General features: G+C 51.3%; 16 protein-coding genes and 1 tRNA gene. 6 read left to right on the top strand and 11 right to left on the bottom strand.

The genetic code is table 11. The features are described 5' to 3' along the window. Nucleotides 1-77 precede the first annotated feature (77 nt). Together GK091_RS05245 and GK091_RS05250 are read left to right on the top strand one after the other, a co-directional pair. A complete protein-coding gene (locus GK091_RS05245; RefSeq protein WP_164035552.1) occupies nucleotides 78-800 on the top strand; it encodes a glucosamine-6-phosphate deaminase in 723 nt (240 codons plus the stop codon). A gap of 105 nt (nucleotides 801-905) precedes the next feature. Beyond that, nucleotides 906-2225 carry an NCS2 family permease gene (locus GK091_RS05250; RefSeq protein ID WP_164035553.1) on the top strand — a complete coding sequence of 440 codons (1320 nt, stop codon included), beginning with the start codon at nucleotides 906-908 and terminating at the stop codon, nucleotides 2223-2225. 105 nt (nucleotides 2226-2330) lie between these two features. Here GK091_RS05250 and GK091_RS05255 read toward each other — a convergent pair whose 3' ends face one another. The 8 genes from GK091_RS05255 to GK091_RS05290 form a co-directional block, all read right to left on the bottom strand. After that, entirely contained in the window at nucleotides 2331-2762 is a 432-nt protein-coding gene (locus GK091_RS05255; protein ID WP_164035554.1) for a BrxA/BrxB family bacilliredoxin, read from the bottom strand. 94 nt (nucleotides 2763-2856) lie between these two features. Continuing rightward, complete coding sequence (locus GK091_RS05260) at nucleotides 2857-3168, bottom strand: DUF59 domain-containing protein (protein ID WP_164035555.1); 312 nt, start codon at nucleotides 3166-3168, stop codon at nucleotides 2857-2859. Between the two features lie 37 nt (nucleotides 3169-3205). Then, nucleotides 3206-3643: a SufE family protein gene (locus GK091_RS05265; RefSeq protein WP_164035556.1), complete on the bottom strand. Its 438-nt coding sequence runs from the start codon at nucleotides 3641-3643 to the stop codon at nucleotides 3206-3208. A 2-nt stretch (nucleotides 3644-3645) separates the two neighbouring features. After that, nucleotides 3646-3939, bottom strand: a complete 294-nt coding sequence (locus GK091_RS05270; RefSeq protein ID WP_164035557.1) for a type II toxin-antitoxin system RelE/ParE family toxin — start codon at nucleotides 3937-3939, stop codon at nucleotides 3646-3648. Then, nucleotides 3927-4133 carry a hypothetical protein gene (locus GK091_RS05275; RefSeq protein WP_164035558.1) on the bottom strand — a complete coding sequence of 69 codons (207 nt, stop codon included), beginning with the start codon at nucleotides 4131-4133 and terminating at the stop codon, nucleotides 3927-3929. The genes GK091_RS05270 and GK091_RS05275 overlap by 13 nt, the downstream gene beginning before the upstream one ends. A gap of 18 nt (nucleotides 4134-4151) precedes the next feature. Beyond that, on the bottom strand, nucleotides 4152-5390 hold the full coding sequence (locus GK091_RS05280) for a cysteine desulfurase (protein WP_164035559.1): 1239 nt from the start codon (nucleotides 5388-5390) through the stop codon (nucleotides 4152-4154). 247 nt (nucleotides 5391-5637) lie between these two features. After that, nucleotides 5638-6021 carry a DUF4870 domain-containing protein gene (locus GK091_RS05285; protein ID WP_164035560.1) on the bottom strand — a complete coding sequence of 128 codons (384 nt, stop codon included), beginning with the start codon at nucleotides 6019-6021 and terminating at the stop codon, nucleotides 5638-5640. A 315-nt stretch (nucleotides 6022-6336) separates the two neighbouring features. Then, on the bottom strand, nucleotides 6337-9792 hold the full coding sequence (locus tag GK091_RS05290) for a pyruvate carboxylase (RefSeq protein ID WP_164035561.1): 3456 nt from the start codon (nucleotides 9790-9792) through the stop codon (nucleotides 6337-6339). Between the two features lie 241 nt (nucleotides 9793-10033). On the opposite strand from GK091_RS05290, the gene GK091_RS05295 reads away from it, so the two are divergent. Then, complete coding sequence (locus tag GK091_RS05295; protein ID WP_164035562.1) at nucleotides 10034-10471, top strand: hypothetical protein; 438 nt, start codon at nucleotides 10034-10036, stop codon at nucleotides 10469-10471. Nucleotides 10472-10491: 20 nt separating this feature from the next. On the opposite strand, the gene GK091_RS05300 is transcribed toward GK091_RS05295, so the two are convergent. The 3 genes from GK091_RS05300 to GK091_RS05310 form a co-directional block, all read right to left on the bottom strand. Then, nucleotides 10492-11286, bottom strand: a complete 795-nt coding sequence (locus GK091_RS05300; RefSeq protein WP_164035563.1) for a bacteriorhodopsin — start codon at nucleotides 11284-11286, stop codon at nucleotides 10492-10494. Nucleotides 11287-11352: 66 nt separating this feature from the next. Next, complete coding sequence (locus tag GK091_RS05305) at nucleotides 11353-12012, bottom strand: DUF305 domain-containing protein (RefSeq protein ID WP_164035564.1); 660 nt, start codon at nucleotides 12010-12012, stop codon at nucleotides 11353-11355. Between the two features lie 115 nt (nucleotides 12013-12127). After that, nucleotides 12128-12928, bottom strand: coding sequence for a Nif3-like dinuclear metal center hexameric protein (locus GK091_RS05310; RefSeq protein WP_164035565.1), 801 nt, complete (start codon nucleotides 12926-12928; stop codon nucleotides 12128-12130). A gap of 349 nt (nucleotides 12929-13277) precedes the next feature. On the opposite strand from GK091_RS05310, the gene GK091_RS05315 reads away from it, so the two are divergent. The 3 genes from GK091_RS05315 to GK091_RS05325 all read left to right on the top strand — a co-directional run bounded on the left by GK091_RS05315 (nucleotide 13278) and on the right by GK091_RS05325 (nucleotide 16297). Then, on the top strand, nucleotides 13278-14663 hold the full coding sequence (locus tag GK091_RS05315) for an MATE family efflux transporter (protein WP_164035566.1): 1386 nt from the start codon (nucleotides 13278-13280) through the stop codon (nucleotides 14661-14663). Nucleotides 14664-14877: 214 nt separating this feature from the next. Then, a complete protein-coding gene (gene hflX, locus GK091_RS05320; protein WP_164035567.1) occupies nucleotides 14878-16164 on the top strand; it encodes a GTPase HflX in 1287 nt (428 codons plus the stop codon). Between the two features lie 58 nt (nucleotides 16165-16222). Beyond that, nucleotides 16223-16297, top strand: a tRNA-Arg gene (locus tag GK091_RS05325). Nucleotide 16298 lies beyond the last annotated feature (1 nt).

The following is a 16298-nucleotide window of genomic DNA, read 5'->3' on the forward strand; positions in this document are numbered from 1 at the left end:
CATGGTGGATCAATTTTTGGGGGTAGGCAGGCGCGTTAACTTGCTTTGGCATGTATTGGCATATCCTGACCCGTTTTATGAATCTTCAGAAATTTCCCGATCACAACACACTTTCGCAACACGCAGCCGAACACATCGCCGAGATCATCAACCGAAAACCGGATGCCTTACTGTGCGTAGCGTCGGGCGATACACCCATTGAGACCTACCACCGGTTTGTGGCCTTAGTGCAGGCCGGGAAAGTGGATGTCAGCCAATGTACATTCGTTGGCCTCGATGAGTGGGTCGGCTTCGGTCCCGAAGATGTAGGCAGTTGCTCGTATTACATCTACCGGGATCTATTCAAACCGCTGAATCTCCGTCCTGAACAGATGCATATCTTCGACGCAAAATCGGCTGATCTGGCGGCTGAATGCAAACGGACCGATGCCCTCATCCGGTCGCGGGGCGGCTTGGATCTGTTGCTGGTGGGCATGGGCATGAACGGCCATATTGCGCTGAATGAACCCGGTACGCCCTTTAACCTCGGTTGCCACGTTGTCGAACTGGCGGAGAGTACTAAAACTGTAGGGCAAAAATATTTTGAGCAGGAAACCGAGCTGACGCAGGGCATTACCATCGGTCTTCGCCATCTGGCCGAAGCGCGCGATGTTGTGCTGATGGTTAGCGGAGAAAAGAAAGCACCCATGCTGCGTCAGGCATTGACCGGACCGATTACGGAGCAGGTGCCGGCCAGCATTGTTCAGACGCGACCAAATGCCCGAGTCTGGGTCGATGAAGCCGCCGGACGGTTGATCTAAACGGGAGTGCGCATAATGAATCGGTGCACACGATATTTTCCGGTAAATTGGCATTGTTCGTCATTCGTTGTATGTTCAGCAGTGAATGACAACCCTGATTGATCAATGTCCAGTAGTGCGCCTGCCGTTATCGCCCGTCGAACCGAAGTTCTTGCCGGTATTTCCACCTTTCTGGCCACGATGTACATCATCGTGGTCAATCCGTCTATTCTGAGTCAGGCGGGGCTGCCGTTTAGTGGCGTGTTGACCGCTACCGTGCTACTCTCTTTCTTCTGTAGCCTGATGATGGGCCTGTACGCCCGCAACCCGATTGTGGTTGCGCCGGGTATGGGCCTGAATGCTTTCTTTACGTTTACGGCGGTGAAAGGAATGGGGCTCCGGCCCGAGGTGGCACTCGGTGCCGTGTTTTGGGCGGGCGTCCTGTTCCTGTTGTTGTCGATGCTGAATGTCCGCTCGGCAATTGTCCGGATCATTCCACTGCCAATTCGGTATGCCGTTTCGGCGGGTATTGGTCTGTTCGTCACGCTGATCGGATTCGAGAATGCGAAGTTCATCATCGCTAATCCGGCTACGTTAGTGGGCGTTGCGCACCTGACAGACCCGATCATACTCACGTTTATCCTGGGACTTTTGCTGACCAGCGTGTTGGTCGTACGCGACGTGCCGGGAGGTATCATCATTGGTATCATCGTGACCACGCTGATGGCCTGGCCCATTGGGCGGTATTGGGGCGACGCGTCGGCGGTTAACTTCGGACAGAAAACGCTGGTCAATTTTCAGGGCGTTTGGGCGGCACCCGATTTTTCGCTGATTGGGAAGCTGGACCTGAAAAGCTCACTCACGTGGGCGCTGTGGCCGGTAATCTTCGCGTTTGCGTTTACGGACCTGTTCGATAGCCTGTCTACGTTCGTGGGTGTGGCCGAAGCCGGGGGGATACAGGACGCCGATGGCCAACCGCGCAACCTAAATCGTTCGCTACTGACGGATGCGGTATCGACAACGATTGCGGGTGTGCTGGGAACGAGTCCCGGTACGGCTTACATCGAGTCGGCGGTGGGAATTGCGCAGGGTGGACGAACGGGCTTGACCGCTATCGTGGCCGGTTGTTGTTTTCTTCCCTTCTTGTTTCTATCGCCCTTGTTGTCGGTTATTCCATCGATTGCAACGGCTCCGGCGCTGGTCCTGGTCGGCGCGTTCATGATGAAACCCGTCACCCGCATCGACTGGGGGCACCTGGAAGATGCATTGCCGGCTTTTCTGTCGCTTGTGTTGATTCCATTCACCTATTCCATTACGCAGGGACTGATCTGGGGATTTCTGTCCTGGACGGTCATCAAAGTGGCGGTTGGCAAAAGCCGAGAATTACCCATTGGGCTATGGATAGTCGATGCGTTCTGTGTGTTGGCCTTGTTTGGAGGGCACTAAACGTAGCATGGGCTTTGGCCCGTGTAATCGAAGGCTGATCGTAGGTATTGATTGCTACGATCAGCCTTCGATTACACGGGCCAAAGCCCATGCATAGTAGTCAACTTAGGCGTTTGCTGGTGTGCAGAACTCTTCCAGTGCCATTTCAAGGTGTTGAGCAATCATCTGCGCCGAACGACCTTCGATATGGTGCCGCTCGATGAAATGAACCAGATCACCATCTTTGAAAATACCGATTGCTGGCGATGACGGTGGGTAAGGAAGGAAGTACTCCCGCATTTTGGCGGTAGCTTCTAGGTCTCCACCGGCAAATACCGTCACCATTTTGTCGGGTTTCACAGGGCTGGCTGCCAGCGCTGCTTTCACGCCCGGACGAGCCGCACCAGCTGCGCAACCACAAACCGAATTCACGACAACGAGTGTTGTCCCTTCGGCGTTTTCCATTGTGTTTACCACATCGTCGGCAGTGGTCAGTTCTTCAAACCCAACGCTTGTCAGGTCTTCCCGCATTGGGATAAGCAAATGAGGAGGATACATAATTGATTTACAGTTTTTACAGTTGTCAACGGTTCGCCGAAGCGGGTTGCAGTGTTGTCGCTATTCGGTAATGAGCCGCGACTAACCGCTATTTTTACATAAAGCCTAGTTCAAGCTTGGCTACTTCCGACATCAGTTCGGTGGAGTAGGGGGGATCGAAGGTCAGTTCGACACTCACGTCGTTGACGCCATCGATCGCACGCACTTTTTCTTCGATTTCCGCTGGAATCGACCCCGCTGACGGGCAGGAGGGTGAGGTCAGCGTCATCAGAATGTAGACGTTATTGATCGGGAATATCTTGATGTCGTAGATCAGGCCCAGCTCGTACACATCTACTGGAATCTCAGGATCGTATACCGCCTTGAGCGCCAGCACGACTTGTTCTTTTAGTTCTTCGTCCGTCATTGGAAAAGACGTTATCGCGTAAAAATTAACTATATACTTATTTTGCCTGGGCTGTCTGGCCGGCATAAGCGCGACCGTACCCTTTCATGCGTTCGATCATTGAGGCTAATCCACCCGCCCGTAACGAGGTAATCAGATTACCCATACCGACTCGCGGAATAAAGTACAAATCGGCATTCGCGATGTCTTCCGGTTTTTCACCTGACAACACCCGAATCAGCAGACCAACGAGTCCTTTCGAAATCTGAGCGGTCTGTTCACTATCCCCGAAAAAATAGAGCCGATCATCTTTCAATTCGGCATCGACCCACACCTTCGACTGACAACCCATGATCCGATTTTCGTCTGTTTTGTTCAATTCGGGCATGGGCGGCAGTTTCTTGCCTAAGTCAATAATGTATTGCGTCTTATCGAGTTGATCGTCGAATAAGTCAAATTCTTCGATAATCTCGTCCTGTTTCTCGTTAATTGTCATTATCAAAGTTTACCAAGTGGTTGCAGCATAGAGCGTACGCTAACAACTGTAATTATCTTGTTCTGGAATGTATAAACGATTCGGTATTGTCCGGCAAAAATTTCTCGAATAAACGAAACATTAAATTCAGGGACGATTCGGCCCATTTCGGGAAACTTGATTAACATGTCCAGCTTACGTTCAACTTCGTCAGCCCAGGTTGCTGCATAGGTGGCACTGCCTTCAAATAAATAGCCGTAAATATCACGGGCATTTTCTTTGGCTTTATCGGCCCAGATTATGCTTATTTCTTCCATGAACGAATTTCGCGCATGGCTTCCTTGTGAGGTGTTGTCTGGCCGCGTTCTGCCTGCTCAATTCCACTCGCTACGCTTTGAATAAAAAGTATGTGCTCGATCAAAGCATCCGCAGAAACACGATCTGGTAGTTCTTTGAAGCTATCCAGAACTTGAGTCTTATTTAATAACGTCCCAGTTACTGCCGTTGTCATATAGCTGAAATTTAGAGATCACAACATCATTTTCTGGACCCGGCGCAACCCCTGCACAAGCCGATCAATCTCATCTCTGGTGTTATAAACCGCAAACGACGCCCGCGTAGTTCCGGCAATACCGAAACGTTGCATCAGCGGTTGGGTGCAGTGGTGACCTGTCCGAACGGCAATGCCCTGCTGGTCCAGAATGACGCCCGTATCCTGGTGGTGAATACCGTCCAGCACAAAGGAAATAACACCAATTTTTTCTTTCGCCTGCCCGATAATGCGTAGTCCATCCAGCTCACTCAGTCGTTCAGTAGCGTACTGGAGCAGGTCATGTTCGTGGGCGGCAATGTTTTCCTTACCCAGATCAGCCATGTAGTCAAGCGCAGTTTTGACCGCAACCACGTCGGCAATGTTGGGCGTACCGGCTTCGAACTTATAAGGAATATCGTTGTAGGTCGTTTTGGCGAACGTAACTTCCTTGATCATCTCACCGCCACCCCGGTAAGGAGGCATGGCATCAAGAATTGCTTTTTTGCCGTACAGCACGCCCATCCCGGTTGGTCCATACAGTTTATGGGCGGAGAGTACGTAAAAGTCAGCGTCGAGTGCCTGCACATCCAGCTCCAGGTGAGAACTGGCCTGGGCCCCGTCGATGAGCACAACCGCGCCGACCGCGTGGGCCTGATCGATGATTGTCTTGACCGGATTGATCGTTCCGAGGGAGTTAGAGACGTGGACACAGGAAACGAACTTGGTGCGTTCCGAGAGCATTTTTTCGTACTCGTCCATCAGCAACTCGCCGTTGTCATTGACAGGAATCACCTTTAACACACATCCTTTTTCTTCGCAGAGCATTTGCCAGGGCACAATATTGGAATGGTGCTCCATGGTCGAAATGATGATCTCGTCGCCCTCGTTCAGGAACCGGCGGCCATACGTCTGCGCAACCAGGTTGATCCCGTCGGTTGTGCCGTAGGTAAAGATGATCTCCTGCCAGTGCTTGGCGTTCAGAAATTCCTGCATCGCCCGGCGTGATGCTTCAAAAGCAGCCGTTGCTTTCTCGGCCAAATGGTGGATACCCCGGTGAATGTTGGCGTTATAACCTTCGTAGTAGTCGGTCAAAGCACGAATCACCGGGAGCGGCTTCTGATTCGTAGCGGCATTGTCAAAATAAACCAATGGACGACCGTTGATCTCCTGATCGAGGATCGGAAAATCAAGGCGGATTTTTTGTATATTGAGGGTACTTTCTATAGCCGACTGCATGGGGTATTCGCGATAAGAAGAGGTGAATGAATCACATCGTTGACCAAAAGGCTATTGGTAAAACGTAAAATAAGGGCAATTAGGTTCGGGGATTCGGTCAGTAAATCGAGTCGCAGCGCGTTTAAAATTGACCGAAGCCAGTGGCTGAGAACCGCGCCGATGACCCGCAAAAAGGAAAACGTCCGGGTCAGGTTAATGAAACACTTCCGGACGTTACTGGTTGATTATCAATGTAATAGGGATTCGCTTATTTAAAGAAGCGGATCGATAGCGGGTAGCGGTAATAGTCACCGTTGTTCGCTTTGATGGCGGCAATGATGGTAAAGATGAGCCACACCGCGCCGATTATCCACAGCAGAAACAGACCGATCAGGATGAACATAAGAATGAACGAGATACCCGCAGCAATGGCAATCGTGATGTTGAAATTTAGGGCTTCCTTACCGTGAAAATCGATGAAGGCCGACTTTTCTTTCTGAATCTGCCATACCACAAGCGGGCCGACAACACTACCAACGACGGTGAACAGGCCGGTCAGCGCACTTAAATGGGCGAGCATAGCCCACATACGGGCATCGGATTCGCTAAGCGGAGTCGGGTTGTAAGGCTGAATTGGGGGAGGGGTTTCCATGCCGAAAGCGGTTAGTTTTGCATTAGTAAGTTGGCGTAAATTTTTGACGAACACAACGTTATCAGGACAAATCAAACACACGCACAATTCTGGCGATATTGTCTGGTGGGGCAGGCTGTTCGGGACGTACCAGAATCCGAAAGAGTTTAGGTCGACCTGTGGTTTCGATGAAGAAACGGAAAGGCGGCTGGGTGATAGGCTGCGCTTCAACGACGTACATCGGGAGTGAGAAACGGGAGATACAGGTCCTTTTACAAAGCGTCGTGCCACGGATTAGCTGGCTAACCGTGGCACGACGCTTTGAATGGTATTTAGCTAGGAAGCTAGTTCGACAACGCAGTCGTCCTGCTCAACGGTGATGCCTTCTTTAAGCACGACCTTCGCTACTTTTCCGGCTTTAGATGCGGCTACGATGCTTTCCATCTTCATGGCTTCGATCACGAAAAGCGGCTGGTTCTTCTTGACTTCATCGCCTTCTTTAACCAGAATGCGCGTCAGTCGGCCCTGCAACGGAGCGCCCACATCGCCGTCCTTACTGATCTTGGCGTTCATGGCCTTCTCCACCTTCGAGGCTCTGTCCCGAACCTGAACCTGGCGACTTTGTCCGTTCAACTCAAAGGTGATTGTCCGCATCCCAAACTCATTGGGTTCGGACTTGAACAGTAACCGCACGAGAATGTTTTTGCCTTCCTCGATGTTGATCAGGATCTCCTCGTTCTCTTTCAATCCGTAGAAGAATGCGGGTGTCGGGATAATGCTGACATCGCCGTATTGCTCGTTGGCTTTGTAGTATTCCTCGTACACCTTCGGATACATCTGATACGACAGATAGTCTTCAAAGCCGTCGTTTAGCGGGTATTTTTCCTGGAAAGCCGCAAAATCAGCCTCGAAGTCGATTGGCTTCAGATGCTCGTTCGGACGACCCGTAATGGGTTCTTCGCCTTTCAGAATAACCTTTTGCACGTCTTCCGGAAAACCACCGACGGGTTGCCCCAGAATGCCCTTCATCAGCTCTTTTACGGATTCCGGAAACGACAGCGATTCACCCCGTGTCATTACATCGTCGGCGGTCAGGTTGTTGGCGGTCATGAAAATCGCCATGTCGCCGACAACTTTCGAGGAGGGCGTTACTTTCACGATGTCGCCAAACAACTGGTTCGCCACCGAATAATTCTTCTTCAGCGTTTCGAACTTGTCGCCGAGGCCCGTTGCAATCGCCTGCGGTTTCAGGTTAGAATACTGTCCACCCGGAATTTCGTTTTCGTATACCTCCGCGCTACCCGCTTTCATGCCCGACTCGAACGGATAGTAATACTCCCGCACATCCTCCCAATAGTTGGAGTACGCATTCAGCGACGACAGATTGATTGGGCATTCGCGCTCGTGGCCCTGCATCATGGCCACAACCGAGTTGAAATTAGGCTGTGAAGTCAGCCCCGACAAAGCACCCAGCGCACAATCCACGATGTCGACGCCCGCATCGATTGCTTTCAGGTACGTGGCCGCCTGAATACCCGCCGTATCGTGGGTGTGCAGGTGGATCGGAATGCTCACCGCTTGCTTCAATTCCCGCACCAGCACATCGGCAGCCAGCGGTTTGAGCAAACCAGCCATATCTTTGATGGCCAGCATGTGTGCGCCTTCGTCTTCAAGCTGACGGGCCAGATCCAGATAATATTGGAGGTTGTACTTCTTATGCTTAGCCGGATCGAGCATATCGCCTGTGTAGCAAATAGCTGCTTCGCAGATCGCATCCGTCCGTTCGCGAACAGCCCGAATGCTTACTTTCATAGCCTCAGGCCAGTTCAGCGAGTCGAAAATCCGGAAAATATCGATGCCCGATTCCCACGATTTCTCGACAAATTTCTCGATCAAATTATCCGGGTAAGCCGAGTAACCAACGGCGTTGGAGCCGCGAAACAGCATTTGCAGTAGCATGTTCGGCATAGCTTCCCGCAGGGCCGCCAGTCGTTTCCACGGGCTTTCGTACAGAAACCGCATCGACACGTCGAATGTAGCTCCGCCCCACACTTCCATCGAAAAGAGTTCGGGATGGTTTTTGGCGAATCCTTCGGCTACTTTTTGTAAGTCCTGCGTCCGGACGCGCGTTGCCAGGAGCGATTGGTGCCCATCGCGGAAGGTCGTATCGGTATAGAGAATGCTCTTTTGATCGAGAACCCACTGCGCGAATTTCTCCCGACCCAGTTCTTTCATGCGGTCGCGATTGCCGGCTGGGTAAGGCGCATAGGTATCGAACGGCGGAACGACGGGTGTTCTGAAAAACTTGGAATCGTCTTTCTTTTTTACCTCCGGATTTCCGTTGACAATTACGTCGGCGAGGTAGTTGAGCACCCGCGTCGAGCGATCCTGCGGTTTGCGGAAATTAAACAGTTCGGGATGGGTTTCGATGAAGGAGACCCTGGCTTCACCACGCTGAAAAATCGGGTGGCTGATCACGTTCAGCAGAAAGCCGATGTTCGTTTTGACGCCCCGAATCCGGAATTCGAGCAACGCGCGTGTCAGGCGTTGGCTGGCTCCTTTCAGCGTCCGCCCACGGGCCGACACCTTCACGATCATCGAATCGAAGTAGGGCGAGATTTTCATGCCCGCGTAGCTGCTGCCTTCGTCAAGTCGAATACCGAAACCGGCTGCGTTCCGGTACGCGATAATGGTGCCAAAATCAGGCTTGAACCCGTTGGCCGGATCTTCGGTCGTGATGCGACACTGGATGGCGAACCCGTTCAGCGGAATCTCGTCCTGATGACGAATATAGATGCCGTTGTCCGACAGTTTATAGCCCATCGCAATCAGAATTTGCGTCCTAACGATGTCGATGCCGGTAATTTCTTCCGTTATCGTGTGCTCGACCTGAATGCGCGGGTTGACCTCGATGAAATAGATATTCTCCTGCTTATCGACCAGAAATTCGACCGTACCCGCGTTCGAGTAGTTTACCGCCCGACCGAGTTGAAGCGCATACTCGTATAGTTTTAATTTCGTTTCCTGCCGTAAGCCGAAGGAGGGCGCTACTTCGACAACCTTCTGAAAACGTCGCTGTACGGAGCAGTCGCGTTCGTAGAGGTGAACGATGTTGCCGTGCTGATCACCAAGCAGTTGCACTTCGATGTGCTTGGGATCTTCAATGAATTTTTCGAGGAAGATGGTATCGTCACCGAATGCGTTGCGGGCTTCGTTCTTCGCTTCCGTAAACGCTTTTTCAAATTCTTCGGCCTGGCGAACGACACGCATGCCGCGCCCGCCACCACCCGCAGCCGCTTTGACCATGACCGGGAAACCGATCCGTTCCGCTTCCGACTGGGCAAATTCAGGGCTCATATTTTCTTCCCGTGAGTCGGGAATCAGGGGCACACCCGCTTTGGTCGCCAGGTTTTTCGCCCGTACCTTATCGCCCAAGGCATCCATAGCCTCCGGCGAGGGGCCAATGAAGATGATATTCTCGTCGCGGCACCGTCGGGCCAGTTTCACATTCTCGGACAAAAAGCCGTAGCCGGGGTGGATCGCGTCAATCTGATGACGTTTTGCCAGAAGAATAATGCCTTCTACATCAAGGTAGGGTTTCAGCGGGTCCTCATCGCGACCGATCTGGAACGCTTCATCGGCCTTATACCGATGGAGCGAATAACGATCTTCGTAGGTGTAGACGGCAACGGTCGTAATGCCTAATTCAGTAGCAGCCCGCATGATACGGATTGCAATTTCACCCCGGTTGGCGACTAACAGACGTTTGATGGGACGGATGTATTCCTTCATAATTCTCAACAAAAACAGCTTCGGGCTATGAGACTCTTAAATGACAAAGCAAGATTGTTGAAAATTCTGAAAAACCATCCATTCCCGGAAGGATCATAAGATAAGATAGCATTTTCCGGAAATAATACAGTCGACATGGGCTCCTGTAGCTGGCTATACAGATTACCTGTGCGACCATGATTGGTTATTGGCCGGTAAATGTTCGATCTTTCGATGACAGATTTGATGTTCACTACTGTCAATGTCCCGAACTATGCTACCTGCTCAACTGCTGTTTATTCTTTCTTTGCTTATGGGCTATGCGCCCAAACCCGTGATTTCATCGGTTGAACTGGAACTGATTACCCGAGGTAGTCAGAAATCGATTCGTATGGATGCCCGGAAAACGCAGATTCGTATCAATGATGACACGACGACTGTGACGACCCCCGCCAAGTATTGGAAGCAAGTGCTGAAAAACCTCAAGACAGTCAAGTTGAGCAAACTGGCTACGCTAAAAACCAGCAGCGAACGCTCACAGGTCGACGCTGATTACATCACGCATGTACGCGTCCAAACGTCCGCTCACCTGTACGAGTCACCGCAGTTCGATCGGGCCACTCCACCCCGCGAGCTGACCCCGCTTATAAAGACGCTGATCGACGGAATACCCAGCAAAAATCAATCGGCTTTCCGATAGCGAATCCACAAACGAAATACTTAGGCTGGTTGTGTCCGCTTGCCCGCCCAAAAAGCGATCAGTCCTACGCCAATTTTATTGATGACATCGGCGACCGAAAAGGCAATGTGAATCCAGTTGGTATCGATGTTGAGGACCGTTAGGATGTAGCCAATCGGATAGACGCCCCAGAACGTAACGGTTGTCAGCGCCATCAATCGATAAGCCCATTGGTCTTCGGGTTGGACCTTGGCAGCAAACTGTTTCCAGAACCTGTAGAGCATGAAGGGTATGACTCCGTAACCTACCGTCGAAACGGCTCCCCAAATCAGTTTGGGGCCGGCCAGAATTTCATTGTCGAACGCCAGCTGCTGCTCACCGATGTAGCCGGTCAGGATCATGAAGAGGTCTGCCAGAAGCATCACCGTCAACGGGCGTTTGATTTCCCGAAAATCGACCCGGAGCATCGATACCATTTTGATGAGCAGCAAAGGCGTCGTTACGGCCCAATCCATGTAGCGGTACTGGCCAATGGTGCTGTAGGATTCCCGAATCAGTATCTGGCGATTCTCGGCATCGGACAGCGTAGCCAGCTCGGTCAGCATAGAGCGGTAATAATCCTGAATGAAAAAGTAGGAAAGACCGGCTACGGCGGCAATGATAAGCGTTAGCGTTTGAACCGTCAGGTGTTCGGGTTTGACGCGGTCGCGGGAGGCCAGTGCGAAGAGGAAATTGGCTAAAAAAGCATACATGGTCACAACCAGAAAGAAGTAGGTGACCATGGGCAGCAAACCGACTACGCCTGCCGTTGGAATGAATGTATCGGATAGCTTCATAAAAAAGCAGTACTGCTAACCAGGTTTTTTATCCAGTCAACAGTACTGATACAAATAAACGACTAATTAGTTTTGCTTGGGCAAAGCTGCTTTAGCCTGCGTCATCTCGGTTTGTGCCTTCGTGACCAGTTTCTGCGCATAATCCCTCAGTGTGGAATTTTTGCCATACTGTAAGTAGGTCGTTGCCAGATCGATAGCATCCTGCCGGTGGTCGAGCAACACCGTGACGAAGTTTTTGTCAAAGTCACCCGTTAGTTTATCGGCCGTACCACCCTGTTGTAATTTCAGCGCCATAGCCTGCACATTCTGGCTTTGCTGTTGCGTGAACGCCTGGTTAGGGCGCGATGGTTTGAGTTGCTTTATCGTTTCGTCGATAGCCGCTGCATCGCTCTGGGCGGTTGTTAACAGGCTTTGCGCCATCTGTTTCAGGGACGAATCTTTACCGTTCTGAATCTCCTGCTTCAGCAAGTCTTGCTCGCCCTGGGTATGAATCTTTGCCTGAAAAGCGTAATCAAAATCGGGATCACCCGTGGGTTGGAGTTTCTTTATTTTATCCATCATCTGACGCATCGGCGTCAGCAGAGGTGTCTTAGCCGGATCGGTTGAGGCCGTTGTCGATGCTGTAGTAGCGGCCCCAGTTGTTGCCTGAGCGCAGGCGGCTAGTGAGCTTCCAGCTAGTACAACTGCCAATGACCAGGCGAAGATTGTCGTGTGTAAGGTCTTCATCGTGTGTTTGTGGTTGATAAATACGATACGATCGTTCAATAAGGGCTGCCAACCGTGGCAGTTACTTAGTTAAGACAAACGAAGGCAAAAATGGTTTAATGCATTCTTGTTGATACTACCTGGAATTTTTACTGCTCAGTGTATGAACGGGTTGTTCCTTCAGCGGTACTATAACTTCCAGTGCTGGCCAGCGGCTTTGTAGTACGTCTGCCAGTGCCCGCATACCCCATTCTTCGCTTCGCTGATGGCCAACGGCAATGACGGCTATACCCGTAGCATCGACCGCCGGTTGCGCTGGTTTTCTGTATTGCCCGGTCAGGTAAAGACTCGCCTGTCGCTCGTGGGCCTCGTGGATCAGGGTGTCGTTCATTGCACCGACAACCGCAATTCGGTCGATGATGTGATCGTTGGTCTGACAACGCCCTGCTTCGGCTCGATCATACCCACCAAACAAGCCGTTGATATCGCGCAGCAGGGCGTCGAATTCCAGCCCGACAATGTCGAACAGCATACCAATGGGGCGGGGAGAATATGCGTTCCCGTTATCGTCCGGGGTTTGTTTGAAACCAAGCGGTTCGGGTTGCCCCAGTGTTCCCAATATACTGGCAAGGATGCGGTTATCGCCTATCGTCAGCGTTTCGTCGAATGGTAAATGGTGAAATAAAATGCCAGTGTCCGGCGGTAAGGTAGCAAGGTCAAGCTTCCACGGGCGATGAAGCCAGATCGCATCCAGTTGATTATCGGCAACCCATTCCGGAAGCGTAGGCCAGGGGTCCAATGCCAGGCCAAGGCGGGTGATGGGTCGGTCGGAAAGCCGGTAAATACCGCCCTGTTCACTGCTGTTGTAGCGATCTATTGAAAACTCAGTCTTGAGGAAATCGTCGATTTCGCCAAGACTATATTGTTGATTGGTCATACGGTCAATACCTTGTGCTGCGGATGAAAAAAACAGATCATCAACACAAAGGTTTAAATTAATTAGCAGGCTATCAGGTAAATAAACGGAGAAAAGGGGCGCATGTTTATTATTTTAATCGACCATTTACGCAAACAGGGTTGATTTTTTTGTGAAGAAAGCTATACCTTTGTGTTGTAAATGTGTCCGCATTGGCGGTCCCGCAAAGCCCATGATTTTCCTCGCTTAAGAACCTACGCGGTTTTTCTTTCTTCCCGTTTCTGCCGCCCGCCTGGGCTGGCCATTTTCAGTTTCAGAGTCTTCGTGTATTGCTCGTAGTCGTATCGGCTACAGCTTAGTCTTTGTGTCAATGACCAAATTTTTTCGGTTATTCCTGGCCGCATTGCGCGGTACAGAAACCAACTTCACGTCCGGTAGTATCAATCGGGCCATTTTTCTGCTGTCAGTACCGATGATTCTGGAAATGGTTATGGAGTCGCTATTCGCCGTGGTCGACGTATTTTTTGTCGCCAAGATCGGCACCGAAGCCATTGCCACGGTAGGACTGACCGAATCGGTATTAACCATTGTCTATTCCATCGCGATTGGTCTTAGTACAGCCGCTACCGCACTGGTCTCCAGGCGTATCGGTGAAGAAAACAACCGGGGTGCGGGCACGGTCGTCGGGCAGGTCATTCTGGTGTCGACGGCATTGGGTCTGCTGATGGGCATTGTGGGTTTTCTGTTTGCCGAAGACATCCTGCGGCTAATGGGGGGCGATCCAAAGCTGATTCGCAATGGCGTGGGCTTCACCCGAATGATTTTCGCCAGTGCGCCCGCCATCATGTTGCTCTATACATTGAGTGGCTGCCTGCGTGGTTCCGGTGACGCGTCAGTTGCGATGCGGTCGCTGTGGCTGGCGAATGGCGTCAATATCGTGCTGTGTCCGGTGTTTATCTTCGGACTTGGCCCCTTTCCCGAGCTGGGTGTCATGGGATCGGCAGTAGCGACGACCATTGGCCGATCGGCGGGCGTGCTGTACCAGCTAAATGCGCTGACGCGTGTGAAAGGAGCTATCCAGGTGCTGCGGGCCGATGTTGTCGTCGATATGGGCATTGTTCGGAATCTGCTTGGTCTGGCTATCGGTGGCACCAGCCAGTTTTTGGTCGGATCGGCCAGCTGGATATTCCTGACCCGGATCTTGTCTACATTCGGGAGTGACGTGGTCGCTGGCTACACCATCGCTATCCGCATCATTGTGTTTACGATTCTGCCTTCGTGGGGGATGGCCAATGCCGCGGCTACTCTGGTCGGTCAGAACCTGGGGGCTAACCAGCCCGAACGTGCCGAAACCTCTGCCTGGCGGGCGGCTTTCTGCAACATGCTCTTTCTGGCAACGGTTGGCGTTGGCTTTTTTCTGGGAGCTAAGCCAATTGTTGGCCTGTTCGACAACAACGTGCAGGTAGTCACCATCGCGGTAGAATGCCTCAAAATATTCTGCCTGGGCTACCTGTTTATGGCGTATGGCATGGTATTGAGCCAGTCGCTCAACGGTGCGGGAGACACCCGTACACCAACGATCATCAATATTTTTTGCTTCTGGATCGTCGAAATTCCGCTGGCTTATACGCTCGCTCACCTACTAAACTGGGGACCTTCAGGGGTGTTCTGGTCGGTGGCCATCAGCGAAACGTTACTGGCAGGAATCGCTATCTGGGTGTTCCGGCGCGGTCGCTGGAAAACGGTACAGGTGTGATAGGCATCAACCAGTTAAGGTCTCCGCGCCTAGAAACTTTTACCGAAATCAGACCGTTATTTCATATGGAAGGTTACAAAATGGATACCTGAACGTAGACATCGAATTCGGACGTTGGGTTACCGACAAAAAGTTGTTGACCCGATGGTCAGTTGTCCCGTAATTACCGTCCTTTATCTGGTATCCATCCGCTGCCTTTTCACTAAATTCTAGTATGAACGACACACATAAACAACCCGAGACCGCTGTTCTGGTTGCGCTAATTACGCAGAAACAAACCGTAGAACAGACTAAAGAATACCTGGATGAACTGGCATTTCTGGCAGAAACGTCGGGTATCATCACCAAAAAAACATTTACGCAGAAGCTGGAACGACCTGATATACGAACGTTTGTGGGTAAAGGTAAACTGGAAGAAATTCAGACGTTTATTCTCGCAAACCCGGTCGATTCGGTCATCTTTGACGATGATCTTTCTCCTTCGCAGGTGCGGAATCTGGAAGCTATGTTTAAGGATGTCAAGGTTCTTGACCGAAGCCTGCTAATTCTTAACATTTTCTCGATGCGGGCACAAACGGCTCAGTCGCGGGTGCAGGTAGAACTGGCGCAGTACCAATATATGTATCCCCGTCTGACACGGATGTGGAGTCACTTGACCAGCCAGAAGGGTGGGGTAGGGATGCGTGGACCGGGTGAGAAAGAGCTCGAAACTGACCGTCGGATCGTGAAGGACCGTATCTCGTTTCTGAAAGAGAAACTTGCCAAGATCGACAAGCAGAGCCAGACGCGCCGGAAAGAACGTGACCGGTTGGTGCGGGTCGCCTTGGTAGGTTATACCAACGTAGGTAAATCGACGCTGATGCGGACGATGGCTAAGGCGGATGTGTTCGCTGAAAATAAGCTCTTTGCTACGGTAGATTCTACCGTTCGCAAAGTGACGCTGGGCAATATCCCGTTCCTGCTAACAGATACGGTCGGGTTCATTCGCAAGTTACCGACCATGCTGATCGAATCGTTTAAATCAACGCTCGACGAGGTACGTGAAGCCGATATTCTGGTTCACGTGGTGGATGTATCCCATCCGAATTTTGAAGAACAGATTGAGGTCGTCAACACAACGCTGGCTGATATCAAGGCTGCCGATAAGCCAATGGTGTTGGTTTTCAATAAGATGGATCAGTTTTCGCCCAAGGATGAGTGGACCGAAAAAGTCGATTTGCCGGATGAAGACGAAGAGTTTGGTGGAGAAACTGAGCAGGAAGACGTTATGGTGCCGGTTGCTGTTCGTAGAAAAACCGCGCTGGAATACCTGAAGAAGACATACCTGGCTCAGAAAGCAGACTACGTCGCTTTTATTTCGGCACAGACAGGCGAGAACGTTGGCGAATTGCGTGAGCTGCTATACGACCTAGTGAAGGAACGGCATTACCAGATTTATCCGAATTGGGTGAATGTGCCACTAACCGAATCGGCTGAGTATGGTGATAGTTTGGCAGGTTAACGGATTTTCGTCAATTTTGTAGATAAAAGCGAGCGGCCATCATGACCGCTCCTTTTTTGGTCTCGTAGTTCAACGGATAGAATAGACGTTTCCTAAACGTTTGATATGGGTTCGATTCCCGTCGAGACCACCAC

The sequence above is a fragment of the Spirosoma agri genome (genome assembly GCF_010747415.1).
Taxonomy (GTDB): Bacteria; Bacteroidota; Bacteroidia; order Cytophagales; family Spirosomataceae; genus Spirosoma; species Spirosoma agri.

Coding starts and splice junctions, on each gene's coding strand:
- GK091_RS05290 (WP_164035561.1), bottom strand. CDS start 9,792: ATGAAGGAATACATCCGTCCCATCAAACGTCTGTTAGTCGCCAACCGG.
- GK091_RS05255 (WP_164035554.1), bottom strand. CDS start 2,762: ATGTATCCTCCTCATTTGCTTATCCCAATGCGGGAAGACCTGACAAGC.
- GK091_RS05285 (WP_164035560.1), bottom strand. CDS start 6,021: ATGGAAACCCCTCCCCCAATTCAGCCTTACAACCCGACTCCGCTTAGC.
- GK091_RS05245 (WP_164035552.1), top strand. CDS start 78: ATGAATCTTCAGAAATTTCCCGATCACAACACACTTTCGCAACACGCA.
- GK091_RS05315 (WP_164035566.1), top strand. CDS start 13,278: ATGACCAAATTTTTTCGGTTATTCCTGGCCGCATTGCGCGGTACAGAA.
- GK091_RS05305 (WP_164035564.1), bottom strand. CDS start 12,012: ATGAAGACCTTACACACGACAATCTTCGCCTGGTCATTGGCAGTTGTA.
- GK091_RS05280 (WP_164035559.1), bottom strand. CDS start 5,390: ATGCAGTCGGCTATAGAAAGTACCCTCAATATACAAAAAATCCGCCTT.
- hflX (WP_164035567.1), top strand. CDS start 14,878: ATGAACGACACACATAAACAACCCGAGACCGCTGTTCTGGTTGCGCTA.
- GK091_RS05270 (WP_164035557.1), bottom strand. CDS start 3,939: ATGGAAGAAATAAGCATAATCTGGGCCGATAAAGCCAAAGAAAATGCC.
- GK091_RS05265 (WP_164035556.1), bottom strand. CDS start 3,643: ATGACAATTAACGAGAAACAGGACGAGATTATCGAAGAATTTGACTTA.
- GK091_RS05295 (WP_164035562.1), top strand. CDS start 10,034: ATGTCCCGAACTATGCTACCTGCTCAACTGCTGTTTATTCTTTCTTTG.
- GK091_RS05275 (WP_164035558.1), bottom strand. CDS start 4,133: ATGACAACGGCAGTAACTGGGACGTTATTAAATAAGACTCAAGTTCTG.
- GK091_RS05310 (WP_164035565.1), bottom strand. CDS start 12,928: ATGACCAATCAACAATATAGTCTTGGCGAAATCGACGATTTCCTCAAG.
- GK091_RS05260 (WP_164035555.1), bottom strand. CDS start 3,168: ATGACGGACGAAGAACTAAAAGAACAAGTCGTGCTGGCGCTCAAGGCG.
- GK091_RS05250 (WP_164035553.1), top strand. CDS start 906: ATGTCCAGTAGTGCGCCTGCCGTTATCGCCCGTCGAACCGAAGTTCTT.
- GK091_RS05300 (WP_164035563.1), bottom strand. CDS start 11,286: ATGAAGCTATCCGATACATTCATTCCAACGGCAGGCGTAGTCGGTTTG.